Origin of the sequence: Amycolatopsis sp. NPDC051716 (assembly GCF_040681595.1) — a bacterium.
In the GTDB taxonomy this organism is placed as follows: domain Bacteria; phylum Actinomycetota; class Actinomycetes; order Mycobacteriales; family Pseudonocardiaceae; genus Amycolatopsis.
Window position 1 is genome coordinate 82,715 of record NZ_JBFAZA010000023.1, and the last position, 16,292, is coordinate 99,006.

Genomic DNA, 16,292 nt, shown 5'->3' on the forward strand with positions numbered 1-16,292 from the left:
ACTGCACTGAACGGTGCCCGCCTAAGCTCTCCTCATTAGATACCAACTGGGAGCGACCGTCGCCCAGACGGCCGTGCGGATCCTGACCGAGGCGCGTGTCCGCCGCGTGTACGCGGTGGTCGGTGAGTCCTTCCTGGAACTGCTCGACGCCCTGCAGCGGGAGCGGGAGATCACGCTGGTCTCGGCGCGCCACGACGCGGGCGCGGCGTTCATGGCGGAGGCCGAGGGGAAGCTCACCGAACGTCCCGCCGTGCTGCTCGCCAGCCGGGGGCCGAGTGCGGCGAGCCTGGCCATCGGCGTCCAAACGGCGTACCAGGACGAGACGCCGATGGTCGTGCTGCTGGAGACGCCGGCGGCCGAGCCGGTGCCGTCGTCGTCGGGGGAGCTGCCGACGTCGGACCTCACGGCCATGTTCGAGTCGATCGCCAAGTCGACCTTGCGGGTGACCGACCCGGACGGGCTGCCGGGGTTGCTCGCGCACGCGCTGACGACTTCGCAGGAAGGACGGCCGGGGCCGGTCGTGCTCGGCGTGCCCTGCGACGTCTGGGGCATGCCCTACGACGCGGCCAAGCCGATGGCGCGGGTGCGGCCTCCGGCGTCCGGGACGCTGGGCCGTTCGGCCGATGCCGTGGCGCAGCTGGTGGACGAGGCCAAGTACCCGGTGGTCATCGTCGGCGGGCGGGCGCGGTCGGCGCGGGACGAGCTGATCGCCGTCGCCGATGAGCTCGCGCTGCCCGTCTACAACGCCTTCCGGCGGCAGGACGCCTTCCCGGAGAACCACGCCCGCTACGCAGGTCACCTCGGGCTCGGCATCCCCGCCCGGCAGCTGGACGCGCTCGAGCGCGCGGACCTCGTGCTCGCGCTCGGCACCCAGCTCGACGAGGTGACGACGCAGGCCTACCGCTACCCGACCGCGCAGCAGACGCTGGTCATGGTCGGCACCGGCATCGATGTCAGCCCGAAGCGGCGGGGGCTGACGTTCCGCGTCGACTCCGAGGTCGAGCCGTTCCTGCGGGAGCTGCGGGAGGTGGCGTCGCCGCGGACGCGGCGGGCTTCGGCGGCGAACGCGGCCGTGCACACCTTCATGACCCCGCCCGACACCAGCGGGAACACCCGGGTGCACCCGGTCGACGTCGTCCGGGCGCTGCGGAAGCTGGCGCCCGAGGACACCATCGTGACCAGCGACGCGGGCAACTTCGCACAGTTCATGCACCGCTACTGGTGCTTCACGGCGCCGCGCAGCCAGCTCGGTCCGAGCAACGCCGCCATGGGCTACGCCGTGCCGGCCGCCGTGGCGGCGAAGCTGACCGAGCCGCGGCGGACCGTCGTGGCCATGGTCGGGGACGCCGGGACGCTCATGACCGGCCAGGAGATCGAAACGGCCGTCCGGTACCGGGCGCCGGTGATGGTGGTCGTCTTCCAGAACGGCGTCCACGGGGCGCTCGCCATGCACCAGGCCCGCACGTACGGCCGGCTCACCGGGGTCTCCATCCCGCTGACGGACTTCGCGTCGTGGGCGCGTGGGCTGGGCGCGGCCGGGTACACCGTGGACGATCGTGAAGAGCTCGAGCCCATCATCGCCAGCGCGCTGGTGCGGCAGCGGCCGTGCGTCATCGACGTGCGCACGGATCCCGACGTCGTGACGCCGGACGTGCGGATCTCGGCCCTGCTCGGACAGGCGCGTCCGCAACCTCCCGCCCAGTAACGGTTTCGTTCCGGAAAAGCTGGGAATGTCGTGTGGTAGCAGGGCGTTGGCTCGGGTAACCTGACGGTGTTCCGGTGGTGGTTCGCCGCTGAACCTTCCCGGCCGGGTCCCGGCGGGAAACAACCGGTTTCTGTCGGTGCCCCATGGCACCATCACGGTCATGACCCGCGCCGAAGCGGGCAGGGAACGAGGGGAGTTTCGACGTGACCGATCACCAGCACGCATCCGAAGCAGCGCGGAAGTCCTCCGGCGTCGTACCGGTGCTGTTCAGCGCCAGTGCCGAGACGCACGACGACGCCGTGGTCGCCCTTGAGCACGACACGACGTGGCGTTCGCCGTTCACCTCCGAGGGGCTGCGCCCGGCGAGTGGCGAATAGCTCACCCCTGCCGGGTGAAGATGGCTTGTCCGCCCTGCTCGAGGTGTGCTTTACTACTTACGGTCTCGATTTTTGTGTTCGTGATGCCTCACGCTCGCAGAACTCAGCGGGCGTAGTGTCTCCTCACCGAGGAAGCAAACCGTCCGGGTGATGACCCGGGTCGCTGAAGTGGCTTCCTGTTTTTTGGTGTTACACATGGAGATTTTTTTATGACTCAGGGCACTGTGAAGTGGTTCAACTCCGAGAAGGGGTTCGGCTTCATCACCCCCGACAACGGTGGCGGCGACGTCTTCGTTCACTACAGCGAGATCCAGGGTAACGGCTTCAAGAGCCTGGAAGAGAACGCTCGCGTCGAGTTCGAGATCGGCCAGGGCCAGAAGGGCCCGCAGGCCACGTCGGTCACCGTGATCTGACTTTGATCTTGGGAAAGGGCCGTCACCCGTACGGGGTGGCGGCCCTTTTCGTACGCTAAGCACCATGATCGAGCATGGTTACACCGTTTCCGGGATGAGCTGCGGGCACTGCGCCCAGTCGGTGACCGAAGAAATCACCGTGCTGCCCGGAGTGGCCGAAGTGGACGTCGACGTCGCGGCCGGCCGCGTGGTCGTGCGTGCCGAAGCCGCGCTGGCGGAGGACGACGTCCGGGCCGCGGTCGAAGAAGCCGGCTTCAGCTACGAGGGCGTCGCCGACCTGGTCCCGTAGTCCGCTGCCGGGCCTTCGTCTCGGTTCTCCTCCTGCTGCTCCAGGGTGGACAGTCCACTGGAGATCACTGGGTGAGACGCGCTGTGTGATCTACGTCGCTTCAGTTGCGCTTCACACCGGTACTGCAACGCTCTGCAACCCTTCCGTTCCGCCCGTTTGCGGAGTCTCCTGTTCCCGGGCGAAAGAACGGGAGGTCAGGTGGGCGAAACGGTGGCGGGGATCGTCGCGAACCCCGCTTCGGGGCGGGACATCCGCCGGCTGGTCGCGCAGGCGTCGGTGTTCCCCACCGCGGAGAAGGCGAACATGGTCCAGCGGCTGCTGGCGGCGTTCGCCGTCACCGGGCTCGACCGGGCCCTCGTCTCGACCGATCTGGGCGGGATTTCCGCCGCGGTCCTGCGCGCGCTCGGCCGTGGCGGCTCCTGGCCGAAGGTCGACTTCTGCGAGGACGACGCCCTCACCGGCACCGCCGCCGACACGACCAACGCGGTGCGGCGCATGGTCGAGGCCGGCGCCGGGGTCATCGTCGTCCTCGGCGGGGACGGGACCGCCCGGGTCGCCGCCGCGGCCTGCGAGGACGTGCCCCTCCTCGCCCTCTCCACCGGGACCAACAACGCCTTCCCGCAGATGCGGGAAGCCACCGTCGCCGGCCTGGCCGCCGGGCTGATCGCCACCGGGCAGATCGATCCCGACCTCGTCACCCACCGCGTCAGCCTGCTCGAGGTCGTCACGAAAGCACGCAGGGAGATCGCGCTCGTCGACGTCTGCGTGTCGCTGAGCAGGCACATCGGGGCACGGGCGCTGTGGGACCCGTCCTCGCTCACCGAGCTGTACTGCACCTTCGCCGAGCCGGACGGCATCGGCCTCTCGAGCGTTCCTGGCCAACTCTGCCCGAGCCCGCGGTCGAGCCCGGACGGCGTTGCGCTGCAGCTCGGGCCGGTCGGGGAGACGCCGTACGTCGTGCACGCGCCGATCGCGCCCGGGCTCGTGCGGCCGGTCGGCGTGCGCGGCTGGGGACTCCTGCGGCCCGGCGTGCGTGTCGAGCTCGCTGCCGCGGGCGGCGTCATCGCGCTCGACGGCGAGCGCGAACTCGAGCTGAAGACCGGGGAGAGCGCGTTCGTCGAGCTCAAGCCGGACGGGCCGTGGGTCGTCGACGTCCGGGCGGCGATGGCGGAGGCGGCGCGGAAAGGGCTGTTGCGCGCGGACACCGAACCGGGGAAGGAGCGCCGAAGATGACGGACGCCCTCAGAGGTGCGTATCGCGTGATGCGGACCATCCGGGCCGTCGAGGAGCGGGTGCGCGCGACCGGCGAACCGGCCTGCGGCACCCAGTACGCCGGCGAGGAGGCCTTGGCCGCGGGGATCTGCCTCCACCTCGACCGCCGTGACGCCATCGCCGGCACCCACCGTCGGCACGGGCACCGCATCGCCAAGGGCGTCGACGTCAGGGCCGTGCTGGCCGAGATCCGGCACCACCGGCTGGTCACGACGGACACGCTCGGCGGCGTCCCGCTGCTGATCTGCGGCGCCGCGATCGCCGCGAAACAGCAGCACACCGGCGGCGTCGGCGTGGCCTTCCTCGGGGACGGGCCGGGGACGACGCTGGAGGCGCTGACCCTCGCGTCGGCTTGGGACCTTCCCGTCATCTTCGTCACGGAGAACCCCGGTTACGCCGATCGGGTGGCCGGGCTCGGTGTGCCGGGGGTCGTCATCGACGGATCCGACTTCTTCGCCGTGCACGAAGCGGCCGGCGAAGCGGTCGGCCGTGCCCGCGACGGCGGTGGCCCGACGCTGCTCGAGGCCGGCTTCCCGCGGCACGTCGACGACTGCCTCCAACGGTTCCGGACCCGCGTCACCGACACCGGTGAGCTGCGCGAACAGGTCCTCGACGCCATCGACGCCGAAGTCGCCCAGCTCGTCCAAGACTCGGCCGCCGCACCGAAATCCGCCCCGGACGACCTGGACGACCGGGGCACCGACGTCTACGTCTCGTACTGAAGCGGGGCAAACCCGGCCCGACCGCGACGTGCGCCACCTACCGATCACCCGGCCGAAACGGCAGACTCCGAGGAGGCACAGCACAAGGAGCGGCGGTTGGGGCAGCGAGACCTCGAGGCGGCGTTGCCGGCCGGGGCGGATCCACGGCGGCACGCGCGCGTCCTCGCGCAAGTGCACGAAGCGGCCCTCACCGGCCGGGCGCTGCCCAGCCGGCTGCGGCCGGTCATCGGCGCGTCCTGGCAGCGGATGCGCCGCCTCGGCGTGGACCCGGACGGCCGGGCCGCCGCGCCCGTGCTGACCTTCGAACAGCTGGAAGCGCGCCGCCGCGCGAGCGGGCTGGCCGAGGCGATGCCGATCCTGCGCGGCGGCCTGATCAGCCTCGCCGAGCAGGCCGCGCACATCATGGTGATCGCCGACGCGGGCGGGGCCGTCCTCTGGCGTGACGGCAGTGCCGCGGTCCGCCGCCGCGCCGACGGGCTCGGGTTCGTCGAAGGCGTCGACTGGCAGGAGGAGTCCGTCGGCACCAACGCGATCGGCACCGCGCTCGTCGCGCGCAGCCCGATCCAGGTGTACTCCGCCGAGCACTACGTCCGGGCCCAGCACTCCTGGACGTGTGCGGCCGCGCCGCTGCACGATCCGCGTGACGGCAGGCTGCTCGGCGTCGTCGACCTCTCCGGGCCTGCCTCGACCGTCCACGCGACGACGTTGGCGCTGGTCGACGCCGTGACGCGGCTCGCGGAGGCGCAGCTGCGCACCACCCACCGCACCGAGCTCGAACGGCTTCGCGGTTTCGCCGTCCCGGTCCTCGCGAAGGTCGGTGGCCGGGCGATGGTGGCCGACGAACACGGCTGGGTCGCCGCGGCCGCCGGGCTCGCGCCGGTCGACCGGGTCGCGCTGCCCACCGGCCTCGGGCCCGGGCGAGCCTGGCTGCCCGCGTACGGCGGCTGCTCGGTCGAGCCGGTGCCCGGCGGCTGGCTGCTCCGGCTGACCGAAAACGACGCCGCCCCGCCCACCCGCGTCGTGCTCGACGTCCGGTCGCCGCGCGAGCCCGAGCTCACCGTGGCCAGCGCGGCCGGGACCTGGACGCACCGGCTCAGCCCGCGCCACGCCGAGGTGCTGTACGTGCTGGCCAGCCGGCGCGACGGCCGGTCGGCGTCCGAACTGTCGGCCGACCTGTTCGGCGACGCCGGCCGGACGGTGACCGTCCGCGCCGAGATGTCCCGGCTGCGACGGCACTTCGGCGGCATCCTCGGCGCGAAGCCGTACCGCTTCGCCGACGACGTCGAGGTGGTGGTCCGGCGGCCACCGGACCCCGAAGCCGTGCTCCCGCACTCGCTCGCCCCGGCCATCCGCGGCTGACCTCCCGGCAGGACATGACCCGGACCGGGATCATGGACGCCGTGCCGAAACGCCTGCCCGACACCATCGCCCCGAGCTGGCTCGTGGTGCAGCTGCTCGGCACGCTCTTCTTCGCGGCGACCCTGCTCACCGCGCGCGAGGCGGACCCGCGCATCTGGACCGCCTACGGCGTCGCCACCGCCTGCTGGCTGGGGTTCGTCCTCCTCGCGTCCCGCCGGCCGAAGACGGCGGCCGCGCTGCTCGCCGCGGCCAGCGCGCTGCCGGCGGCGATCGTCGGCTGGGCCGGGGATTCGTCGGCGATCCTGCTGTCCGTCATCGCCCTCGGCCGGCTCGCGACGCTCACCTCGGCCGGCGTCGGCGCGATCCTCGCCACCGGCCTCCTGGACGTCGCCCTGGCGGTGACGTCGCACGTGCTCGCCCGCCAGTCCCTCGGCGAGTCGCTCGCCGACGCCGGGGTGATGCTGCTGCTGGTGCTGCTCGGGCTCAACCGCCGCCAGTACGAGGTGCAGGCGGCCCAGAGCGAGGCGCTGCTGGCGCAGACGCGGCTCGCCCAGGCCGAACACGCCCGCGCCGCCGCGCTCGACGAACGCACCCGGCTCGCCCGCGAGCTCCACGACGTCCTGGCGCATTCCCTCGGCGCACTGGGGGTGCAGCTCGAACTCGCCGAGGCGCTGCTGACCGAACGGTCCGATGTGGACGGCGCGCTGCGGTCGGTCCGGCGCTCGCGGCGGCTCGCAAAGGACGGGCTGGCCGAGGCGCGCGACGCCGTCGCCGCGCTCCGCCAGGATGTCCCGCCGCTCACCGAAACCCTCGCCGCGGCCGCCGCCGCGCACGCCCGCGACCACGGCGTCAGCGTCGCTTTCGACGCGGACGGCGACACCCGGCCGCTCACGTCCGCGGCGGTCGTCGCCTTGGCCGGCATCGCGCGGGAAGCCCTGACGAACGCCGGCAAGCACGCCCCGGGCGAGGACATCCGGATGCGGCTGAGCCACGCGCCCGGCGTCGTCCGGCTCGACGTCCGCAACGCCCTCGCGGCCTTCACCCGGACAGGTGAAGGATTCGGCCTGGCCGGCATGCGCGAACGACTCGCCCTCGCCGGTGGCACGCTGACATCGGGTCCCGAAGACGGCCACTGGCGCGTCCTGGCGGAAGTCCGGACCTGATCACCGGTGTGCGCCGGACCACATCCGCCCAGATCACGTGCTGATGACAGCGGGCGGTGCCGGTGGCTGTGCGCGCGGCGACTCGGCTACCTTCTGCGAGTAAGGCTCACAGCGATCTCTTTCGGGGGCTCCGGGTGGCCACGCCCCCGGCCTGGGCGCGGCCCCGGATGGCAGGGGGAGGAATTTCGGGGATGACCAGCACTGCGACGGCCCCGGGGCCTGCGGCGCCCGCGCCCGGACCCCCACCGTCGCCACCGGAGGGCCGTGACCGCACCGGCGGCCGCAGCGGCCTGCTGGGGCTGCTCGACCTGCCGGGCCAGGGGATCCGCGCGATCGTCCGGTCGGCCGCGACCACCCCCGGCCGGCTCACCGTGATCGCCGTCGGGCTGGTGCTGCTGGCGCTCGTCGCCGGGCTCGTCGCGACGCTGTCGGTGCAGAACCGCGACGACACGATCTCCGGCGTCATCGACCACCGCGAGCCGCTCGCCGCCGCGTCGCAGCAGGTCTACCGCTCGCTTTCGGACGCGGACGCGACCGCAGCGAGCGCGTTCCTCTCCATCGGCACCGAGCCGCCTCAGCTCCGCCAGCGCTACGAGCGGGACATCGCCGAAGCCGGCGCCGCGCTCGCGAAGGCCGCTTCCGACGCCGCGGACGTCGCCGACGCCGCCACCCCGGTCGACATGCTGAACCAGCAACTGCCCGTCTACACCGGGCTCGTCGAGACGGCGCGGGCGAACAACCGCCTCGGCTACCCGGTCGGCGCGTCCTACCTGCGCGAGGCGTCCGAGCTGATGCGGGCGAAGCTCCTGCCCGCCGCCCAGGACCTCTACCGGGTCGACACCGAGCGGCTCATCGAAGAGCAGGACAGCGCCACCGGTTTCCCGTGGCTCGCCACGATCCTGGTGGTGGCGTTGCTGGCCGCGCTGATCGTCACCCAGGTCTACCTGACCCGGCGCACCAACCGGCTGCTCAACGTCGGGCTCGTCGTCGCGACGGCCGCCGTCGTGGTGTCGCTGCTGTGGGGCGCGGTCGCGCTGATCCTCCAGGGCAGCCTGGTCGGCAGCGGCCAGGACGACGGTTCGCACCGCGTCGACGTGCTCGTCCGCGCGCGGATCGCCGCGCTGCAGGCCCGCGCCGACGAAACGCTGACGCTGGTCGCCCGGGGCGACGGTGGCGCGTACGAGACGGACTTCGCCGCCAAGGCGGCCCAGCTGGTCGGCCAAGACGGCCAGGGCGGTCTCCTCGGCGAAGCCCGCGGCCTGATCAAGGACGGCGACGGCGCCGCGAAGGTGGATGCCGCGTCGAAGGCCGCGGCCGACTGGATGAAGGCACACGGGCAGGTCCGCGACCAGGACAACGCCGGGGCGTACCAGGAAGCCGTCGACTCCGCGGTGCAGGAAGACGCGAAAGACGGCTCGGCGCCGGCGTTCCGGCAGCTCGACGACAGCCTCCAGGCCGCGATCGACGTCGGCAGGCAGGCCTTCCTCGACGACACCCACCACGGCGACCGCGCGCTGACGCTCCTCGCACCCGGCTTGGCCGTGCTGGCGATCGTCGCCGCGGGCGGTGTCACCATGGGGATCCGGGAGCGACTGAGGGAGTACCGGTGAGCAGGCGGCGGAACACGGTCCGGGCGGGCGTGCTGGCGGTCGTCGCGCTGCTGGCGGCGTCCTGCGGCAGCCCGGGGAAACCGGTCGACCCGGCGCCGGTCAGCAACGCGGCCTGGCCGCAGCCCGCGCACGTCGGCGGCCCGGACGCGACGGCCGGCGGCGGCTCCGACACCAGCTGCAACCCCCTGGCCAGCCCGGCGCCCGCGTCCGGTACGACCGTCCCCGACGGCTCGACGATGTCCGAGATCAAGAAGCGCGGCAAGCTGATCGCCGGGGTCGACCAGACCACCTACCTGTTCGGGTTCCGCAACCCCACCTCGGGCAACCTCGAGGGCTTCGACATCGACATGGTCAACGCGGTCGCCAAGGCGATCTTCGGTTCGGCCGACGGCCACGTCCAGTTCCGCGCGATCCCGTCGTCGCAGCGCGAAGAAGTCCTGAAGAAGCACCAGGTCGACATCGTGGTCCGGACCTACAGCATCACCTGCGCGCGCAAGAAGGAGGTCGAGTTCTCCTCCGTGTACTACGTGGCGGGCCAGAAGATCCTGGTCACCAAGGAGTCGAAGGCGCAGAAGCTGTCGGACCTGAGCGGCAAGCGGGTGTGCGCGACCAAGAAGTCGACGTCGCTGGCGAAGATCGCGACGGACTCCGCCAAGCCGGTGCCGGTCTCGGTGGACAACTGGTCGGACTGCCTGGTGATGCTCCAGCAGGGCCAGGTCGACGCGGTCTCGACCGACGACACGATCCTCGCCGGGATGGCCGCGCAGGACTCGACGCTCGAGGTCCGCGGCGAGCCGTTGACGCAGGAGAACTACGGCATCGGCGTGCCGAAGGACCGCCCGGACCTGGTCCGGTACGTCAACGCGGTGCTCGACCAGATCCGCGGCAACGGCGTGTGGCAGGACAGCTACCGCCGCTGGGTGGAGGCCCGCCTCGGAGCGGCTTCGCCACCGGCGCCGCAGTACCAGTGAACGCAGTACCGAAGGACGCAGCGCGACTAGAATCGATCTCCGCACGTCGCAGGGGATCCGGGAGGTAGCAGTGTCGGAGGAGCCGCGCCGTCCTCGGCACGCCGCGCCGGACGACCAGCAGCAGGTGGCGCCGCCGAGCTGGCAGCCGCCGCCACCGGTGCGGTGGGACACGCCGGAGCCGTCGATCTCCGGCCGTCTCGACGACGGCGAGCCGTCCGGCGGCGAAGAGACCGTCTTCCACGCGCCCGTGCGCCGTCCGCCGACGCCGCCGCGCGGCCAGCCGGCTCCCGTCCGCGGCCCGATCCCCGGCGCGGACGACCCGACGCGCCCGCCGGGCAGCATGAACCCCGTCGCGCCGCCGGTCGAGCCGACGCAGGCCGTCCGCCCGGACCCGGACGCGCCGCAGCCCACGAGCGTGCTCGCCGCGCCGGCGCCGGAGACCCAGAGCATCATGCCGCCGGTGCCGCGCCCGGACACCGGGCCGGGCACGCCGTTGCCGGATCCCGGTACCGAAAGCGTGCTGCCCGAGCGCACCAGCGAAGGGCGGCACACGGGAACCGGCACCGGAGCGGGGACCGGCAGCGGGTCCGGCTCGGTCTCCGGTTCGTTCCCCGGCACTTCGCGGCGGACGTCGTCGCGGACGTCCCGGTCGCGTCGCGGCCGGCTCGGCGCGGGGCTGGTCGACGTTCCGCCGGTGCCCGCGCGCGACCCCGCGTCCGCGGTGCTGACGAACCCGGTGGTGTCGGAGGAAAAGCGGTTCTGCAGCAGCTGCAACGCGAAGGTCGGACGCGGCAAGGACGGGCAACCCGGTTCGCCGGAAGGCAAGTGCGACAACTGCGGCACGCCGTTCTCGTTCGTCCCGAAGCTGCAGCCGCACGAGCTCGTCGGCGGCCAGTACGAGGTCCTCGGCACGATCGCCTACGGCGGCCTCGGCTGGATCTACCTCGCGCAGGACCACAACGTCAGCGACCGCTGGGTCGTCCTCAAAGGACTGATCGACACCGGTGACGCGACGGCGATGGCGGCCGCGGCCAACGAGCAGCGGTTCCTCGCCGAGGTCGAACACCCCAACATCGTCAAGATCCACAACTTCGTGCAGCACCCGGACGCCCAGAGCGGCACGACCACCGGCTACATCGTCATGGAGTACGTCGGCGGCCAGTCGCTGCGGCAGCTCGCGCTGGCGCACCACCGGGAAAGCCGCCGTCCGGAGCCGCTGCCGATCGGCCAGGTCATCGCGTACGGGCTGGAGATCCTGCCCGCGCTCGGCTACCTGCACAGCCAGGGCCTGCTCTACTGCGACCTCAAGCCCGACAACGTCATCCAGACCAACGAGCAGCTGAAGCTGATCGACCTCGGCGCGGTCCGCCGCACCGACGACTACGAGAGCCCGCTGTTCTTCACCACCGGCTACAGTGCGCCGGAACTGCCGACGCAGGGCGCGTCGGTGGCCTCGGACCTGTTCACCGTCGGGCGCACGCTCGCCGTGCTCAGCTTCGAGTTCACCGGCTACACCACCAAGTACAAGACGACCCTGCCCGGCCCGGACGCCGTCCCGCTGTTCACGCTGTTCGGTTCGTACTACCGGTTCTTGCGGCGCGCGACGCACACGGACCCCGACCGCCGGTTCCTCTCCGCCGAGGAGATGGCCGACCAGCTCACCGGGGTGCTGCGCGAGATCATGGCGCTCGGCACCGGCAAGCCGCGGCCCGGTGCGTCCACGGTGTTCGGCCCGGAGAGCCGCACGTTCGGCGTGCAGCTGGTGGTGCCCGAAACCGGCGCCAGCGTGCCGCTGCCCGGCGCGGACGAGGTCGTCGCCGGCCTGCCGATCCCGCAGGTGGACACGGACGACCCGGCGGCGGGCGTGCTCGCCACCACGACCGCGCTCGACCCGCGGGCCGCGATCGAGGCCCTGGCCGGTGCACCGCGGGAGTCGATCGAGGTGCGGCTGCGGATCGTGCGCGCCCGGGTCGAGCTGGGCGAGTTCGCGGAGGCGCAGCGGCAGCTGCAGGCCGCGCAGTACCTGGCCATCAAGAACGGCTTCCCGCACGACTGGCGGATCGACTGGTACCGCGGCCTGATCGAACTCGCGGGCGGCCGTTCGCGGGTCGCGCACGTCGCCTTCGAAGCGGTGTACGACGATCTGCCGGGCGAAATCGCCCCGAAGCTCGCTCTGGGCGTCAGCGCCGAAGGCGTCGGCGACTACTTCGCCGCCGCGCGGTTCTACGAACTGGTCTGGCGCACCGACCGCACCTACGTCAGCGCCGCCTTCGGCCTCGCCCGCGTGTACCTGGCGCAGGGCGCGCGGGCGAGCGCGGTCGAGGTGCTGGAGACCGTGCCGCCGTCGTCGACCCACTACGTCGACGCGCAGGTCGCGGCGATCAAGATCAAGACGACGGCGACCAAGGCCAAGGGCCGCGAGACCCCGGTCACCGAGCACGACCTGCTCGACGCGTCCGCCCGGCTCGAGCGGCTCCGGCTGGACGTCGAACGCCAGACGCGCCTGTCCGCCGGTGTGCTCGAAGCCGCGCACGAATGGCTCAGGCAGGGCAAGCCGACGCCGGGCGCGCGCGTGCTGGGGTGCCGGCTCGAGGAACGCGAACTGCGGTTCGGCCTCGAGCGGTGCTACCGGGCGATGGCCCGGCTGGCGGGCACGCTCGAGCAGCGCATCGAGCTGGTGGACCGGGCGAACGCGATCCGGCCCCGGACGCTCACCTGATCAAGGGTTGATCTCCCAGTCGCGTTCGCTGCGCTCACGCTGGTTCTTCTCGTGCTGCGCGGCCAGCTTCTCCAGCGCCTGCGGGTCGCCGTGGGTGTTGAAGTGCTCGAAGCCGACGACGACGAACAACGCCCGCGCGCTGACCGCGATCGGGCCGTCCTCGGCGTCGAGGCGGCCGTCCGCGCTGACGTAGATCTTGCGGCCCGCGATGCCGTCCAGCCGGGCGGCGATGAACAGCGTCGAACCGACCGGGACGGGCCGCCGGAAGTCCGTCTCGAGCTTGCCGGTCACCGCCGGGCGGCGCATCAGGTTGCCGACCGTCGAGCCCAGCGCCTCGTCGAACGCGCAGGCCAGCAGGCCGCCGTGGGCGAGCCCGGGCGCGCCCTGGTGGGCCGCGGTGACGGTGAACCGCGAGTGGACGACCTGGCCCTCGCCGACGGTCGAACGCAGGTGCAGCCCGGCGTCGGCCTCGTCGCCGCACCCGAAGCACTCCGCGAAGTGCACGCCGAGCTCGGTGCCCGGCTCCGGCGCCTTGGGGTGCGGGATCGCGGGCTCCACCGCCACCGGCGGCCAGGGTTGAGAAACACGACTCATGCGCTGACGTTAACCGGCGGGTAGCCGGCCGCCGCGCGCGACCCGGGACGTCGGCGCGCCGACAACGTCTCTCGGTAGCCGGAAAGTTCCCCACCGTAGACAATTCGCGGCTCAGACTGCCGACCTGCGACAACCGGTCGAGACTGGGCCGATGAGCTCGAACGGCCCGATGGGCACTGCACGGGAGGAGTCGTCGCCGGCATGAGCGAACCAGCAGCAACGACGGGCAAACCGTCAGTGGACGAGAGAACCGTCAAGCGCGCGGTGTGGGCGTCCGCGATGGGCAACGCCACCGAGTGGTACGACTACGGCGTCTTCACCTCGGGCGCGATCGCGGTGAGCATCGGTACGCAGTTCTTCCCCGGTGAGGGGAACGCCGTGCTGAAGTCGCTGGCGCTGCTCGCGGTCGGGTTCATCGTGCGGCCGTTCGGCGGCGCGTTCTTCGGCCCGCTCGGCGACAAGATCGGCCGCAAGCGGGTCCTCGCCATCACGATCCTGCTGATGTCCGGGTGCACGTTCCTGGTCGGCGTCCTGCCGACGTACGCCGGCAGTTACAGCATGGGCATCGCGGCGCCGATCGCGATCCTGCTGCTGCGGATCATCCAGGGCTTCTCCACCGGCGGTGAGTACGGCGGCGCGGCGACGTTCATCGCCGAGTACTCCCCGACGAAACGCCGTGGCTTCTTCGGCAGCTTCCTCGAACTCGGCACGCTGGCCGGTTACGTGCTCGGCAACCTGGTCGTGCTGTCGGTGACGCTGTCCCTGTCGTCGGACCAGGTCGACGCCTGGGGCTGGCGGATCCCGTTCTTCGTCGCGCTGCCGCTCGGCCTGATCGGGCTCTACCTGCGGAACAAGCTCGAGGACACCCCCGAGTTCCGCCGGCTGGAGGCCGCGGGCGAGGCGCCGACGAAGGCGCCGCTGAAGGAGATCTTCGTCCGCAACTGGCGGATGATCCTCAACCTGATCGGCATCGTGCTGCTGCTGAACGTGGCGGACTACCTGCTGCTGACCACGATGCCGACGTACTTCACGGACACGCTGAAGATCAACGACAACACCTCGACGTTGATCATCATCGCGGTCGAGGTCATCCAGATGGCGATCATCATCCCGCTCGGCGCCCTGTCCGACCGGATCGGCCGGAAACCGCTGCTGCTCACCGCGGCCATCGGGTTCCTGGTGCTGAGCTGGCCGAGTCTCAAGCTGATGCAGTCCGGCAGCATCTTCTGGCTCTTCGTCGGCTTCCTGATCGTGGCGCTCCTGCTGGTGCTCATGCTCGCGGTGATCGGCTCGACGTTCCCGGCGATGTTCCCGACCCGGGTGCGCTACGGCTCGTTCGCGATCGGCTACAACATTTCGACGTCGCTGTTCGGCGGGACCTGTGGCGTCATCGTGACGGCGCTGATCAAGAGCACCGGCAACGAGGACTGGCCGGCGTACTACCTGATGGCGGCGGCGCTGATCGCGATCATTCCGATCATCAAGATCCCGGAGACGTCGCAGGTGCCGATGGAGCAGATCGACACCGAAGACAACACCGGCAAGCTGGCCTCCGCGGCCGCTCGACGCTGAGCGGTTGCCGGAAATGCGGGTGCCCCGTCCGGATCACCGGGCGGGGCACCCGCGTGTCGTGGGCCGGATCCGCGCCACCGGCTAGCGTGTCGTCGTTCTCACCGTCGGCGATTCCGGCCGGGTCTCGACCGGAATCGAGGTGGTCAGGGAGGTCGCCGGCCCCGGGCGGGCGACCGTCCGCGGGCCCGCGGACGGCGCCTGCGGGGTCGTCCGCGAGCTGCGGGGCCGGGTCTGGCCCGGCTCGGCCGTCGGCGGCGCGATCGAGGTCGCCGGGACCTCGGTCGGCGACGTCGATCGAGGAGCCGGAGAAGTGGTGCCGATCGTGGACAGGCCGGGGCCGGCGGGCTGCACCGGCTCCGGCGGGCCGGCGCGGTGGCCGGCCAGGAAACCGGCCACCGCGAGGACGACCGCCGTCGCGGTCGAAGTGCCCGCGACGGCGAAACGCTTGCGTCGTCGCCTGACCCGGCCGCCACGCTCGATCACGTCGGCGGCCTCGAGGCGCATCGCCGGCTGCGGGCCGCCGGCCGCGCCGGTCAGGATCGCGCGGACGTCGTCTTCGTGGTCCATGTTCGTCACCTCCCCTCCGTGGGTGCGCTGAAGGTCAGCGCACCGTAGTGCGGGCCGAGCCGGTTTCGCAGCGTGGCCAGGCCGCGGGAGGCCTGGCTCTTCACCGTGCCGGCGCTGCAGCCGAGCGCCTGAGCCGTCTCTTCGACGCTCAGGTCTTCGAAGTACCGCAGCACCAGCACGGCGCGCTGCTTCGGGGCCAGGACCGCCAGTGCCTGCCGGACCAGCAGGTCCTGGTCGCTCGTGGGTTCCGCCGGGAGTTCCGGCGGGGTGTCGGTGAGCCGCTCCCGTTTCCACCTGCTGCGCCGGTGCTCGGCGAGGAACGTGCGCAGGACGACCTTGCGCGCGTAGGCGTCCAGCGCGTCGTGCCGCGACAGCCTCGGCCAGGCGAGGTAGATCTTGAGCAGCGCGGCCTGCGTGAGGTCTTCGGCCTGGTGCCAGTCCCCGCAGAGCAGGAAGGCGGTCGATCGCAGGCTGTGCGCGCGCTCGCCGAAGTACCGGGCGAACTCGCCGTCCCACGGCGAGCCCGGCCCGGTCGACGGACGGGAGCGGGAGATCACCTGGTTACCGGGTCTCCCACACGGCCGGCAGGTGCAGGTCGCCGGTCGGCCCGGCCGGGACGGCGCGCGGGACGCGCGGAGCCGGGCCCGTGCGGGCGGGCCGGGTCGTCTCGCGCGGCGCGGGAACGGCGGACGGCGCCTGCGACTGGGGACGGGGACGGCTGGTGGTCGGGACGGGGGCCACGGTCGGCTCGCCCGGCCGGGTCGCCTGGGTCGTGGTCGGGGCGGCCGGCGCCTGCGCCTCCGAAGCCAGCGCGATGCCACCGGTCAGGGCGCCACCGGCGAGCACGAGCGCGCCGAGGGTCAGGGCGATGCGGATACGCAAGACAGCTCCTCATTCTCGTGGCGCGGCAGGGGATCGCCGCGCCTCTGCCCTTAGTCATGCGGCGGGTGATCACCGGG

At 72.1% G+C, this 16,292-nt stretch carries 16 protein-coding genes; 12 read left to right on the forward strand and 4 right to left on the reverse strand.

Features of this window, described 5'->3' with window-relative positions; all coding sequences use genetic code 11:
• The first annotated feature begins 46 nt into the window (after nucleotides 1-46).
• The 11 genes from AB0M30_RS29250 to AB0M30_RS29300 all read left to right on the forward strand — a co-directional run bounded on the left by AB0M30_RS29250 (nucleotide 47) and on the right by AB0M30_RS29300 (nucleotide 12,600).
• A complete protein-coding gene (locus AB0M30_RS29250; RefSeq protein WP_071831721.1) occupies nucleotides 47-1,705 on the forward strand; it encodes a thiamine pyrophosphate-dependent enzyme in 1,659 nt (552 codons plus the stop codon).
• A gap of 203 nt (nucleotides 1,706-1,908) precedes the next feature.
• Nucleotides 1,909-2,082 (forward strand): hypothetical protein, encoded by a 174-nt coding sequence (locus AB0M30_RS29255; RefSeq protein ID WP_364589926.1) that lies wholly within the window; start codon nucleotides 1,909-1,911, stop codon nucleotides 2,080-2,082.
• 209 nt (nucleotides 2,083-2,291) lie between these two features.
• Nucleotides 2,292-2,495 (forward strand): cold-shock protein, encoded by a 204-nt coding sequence (locus tag AB0M30_RS29260; protein ID WP_013222289.1) that lies wholly within the window; start codon nucleotides 2,292-2,294, stop codon nucleotides 2,493-2,495.
• Nucleotides 2,496-2,559: 64 nt separating this feature from the next.
• Nucleotides 2,560-2,784: a heavy-metal-associated domain-containing protein gene (locus AB0M30_RS29265; protein ID WP_364589929.1), complete on the forward strand. Its 225-nt coding sequence runs from the start codon at nucleotides 2,560-2,562 to the stop codon at nucleotides 2,782-2,784.
• 198 nt (nucleotides 2,785-2,982) lie between these two features.
• On the forward strand, nucleotides 2,983-4,017 hold the full coding sequence (locus AB0M30_RS29270; RefSeq protein ID WP_364589932.1) for an NAD(+)/NADH kinase: 1,035 nt from the start codon (nucleotides 2,983-2,985) through the stop codon (nucleotides 4,015-4,017).
• Nucleotides 4,014-4,778 (forward strand): thiamine pyrophosphate-dependent enzyme, encoded by a 765-nt coding sequence (locus AB0M30_RS29275; RefSeq protein ID WP_364589935.1) that lies wholly within the window; start codon nucleotides 4,014-4,016, stop codon nucleotides 4,776-4,778. Before AB0M30_RS29270 ends, AB0M30_RS29275 begins: the two co-directional genes overlap by 4 nt.
• 96 nt (nucleotides 4,779-4,874) lie before the next feature.
• Complete coding sequence (locus tag AB0M30_RS29280) at nucleotides 4,875-6,137, forward strand: GAF domain-containing protein (RefSeq protein ID WP_364589938.1); 1,263 nt, start codon at nucleotides 4,875-4,877, stop codon at nucleotides 6,135-6,137.
• 14 nt (nucleotides 6,138-6,151) lie between these two features.
• Nucleotides 6,152-7,300, forward strand: coding sequence for a histidine kinase (locus AB0M30_RS29285; protein WP_364589941.1), 1,149 nt, complete (start codon nucleotides 6,152-6,154; stop codon nucleotides 7,298-7,300).
• A gap of 191 nt (nucleotides 7,301-7,491) precedes the next feature.
• Nucleotides 7,492-8,910: a hypothetical protein gene (locus tag AB0M30_RS29290; protein ID WP_364589943.1), complete on the forward strand. Its 1,419-nt coding sequence runs from the start codon at nucleotides 7,492-7,494 to the stop codon at nucleotides 8,908-8,910.
• The gene (locus AB0M30_RS29295; protein ID WP_364589946.1) at nucleotides 8,907-9,881 is read left to right on the forward strand and encodes a glutamate ABC transporter substrate-binding protein; all 975 of its coding nucleotides are present in this window, start codon (nucleotides 8,907-8,909) and stop codon (nucleotides 9,879-9,881) included. The genes AB0M30_RS29290 and AB0M30_RS29295 overlap by 4 nt, the downstream gene beginning before the upstream one ends.
• Before the next feature lie 70 nt (nucleotides 9,882-9,951).
• Complete coding sequence (locus AB0M30_RS29300; RefSeq protein ID WP_364589949.1) at nucleotides 9,952-12,600, forward strand: tetratricopeptide repeat protein; 2,649 nt, start codon at nucleotides 9,952-9,954, stop codon at nucleotides 12,598-12,600.
• Here the strand turns inward: AB0M30_RS29300 and AB0M30_RS29305 are convergent, their stop codons facing one another.
• On the reverse strand, nucleotides 12,601-13,194 hold the full coding sequence (locus AB0M30_RS29305; RefSeq protein ID WP_199191590.1) for a PaaI family thioesterase: 594 nt from the start codon (nucleotides 13,192-13,194) through the stop codon (nucleotides 12,601-12,603).
• Nucleotides 13,195-13,431: 237 nt separating this feature from the next.
• Between AB0M30_RS29305 and AB0M30_RS29310 the strand changes: the two genes are divergently transcribed.
• A complete protein-coding gene (locus AB0M30_RS29310) occupies nucleotides 13,432-14,766 on the forward strand; it encodes an MFS transporter (RefSeq protein ID WP_364590120.1) in 1,335 nt (444 codons plus the stop codon).
• An 81-nt stretch (nucleotides 14,767-14,847) separates the two neighbouring features.
• Here AB0M30_RS29310 and AB0M30_RS29315 read toward each other — a convergent pair whose 3' ends face one another.
• From AB0M30_RS29315 to AB0M30_RS29325, 3 genes are read right to left on the reverse strand one after another with little or no spacing between them, the layout of a single operon-like run.
• Nucleotides 14,848-15,333: a hypothetical protein gene (locus AB0M30_RS29315; protein WP_364589953.1), complete on the reverse strand. Its 486-nt coding sequence runs from the start codon at nucleotides 15,331-15,333 to the stop codon at nucleotides 14,848-14,850.
• A gap of 5 nt (nucleotides 15,334-15,338) precedes the next feature.
• Complete coding sequence (locus tag AB0M30_RS29320) at nucleotides 15,339-15,890, reverse strand: SigE family RNA polymerase sigma factor (RefSeq protein WP_364589955.1); 552 nt, start codon at nucleotides 15,888-15,890, stop codon at nucleotides 15,339-15,341.
• Nucleotides 15,891-15,894: 4 nt separating this feature from the next.
• Nucleotides 15,895-16,215: a hypothetical protein gene (locus tag AB0M30_RS29325; protein WP_364589958.1), complete on the reverse strand. Its 321-nt coding sequence runs from the start codon at nucleotides 16,213-16,215 to the stop codon at nucleotides 15,895-15,897.
• Nucleotides 16,216-16,292: the final 77 nt, after the last annotated feature.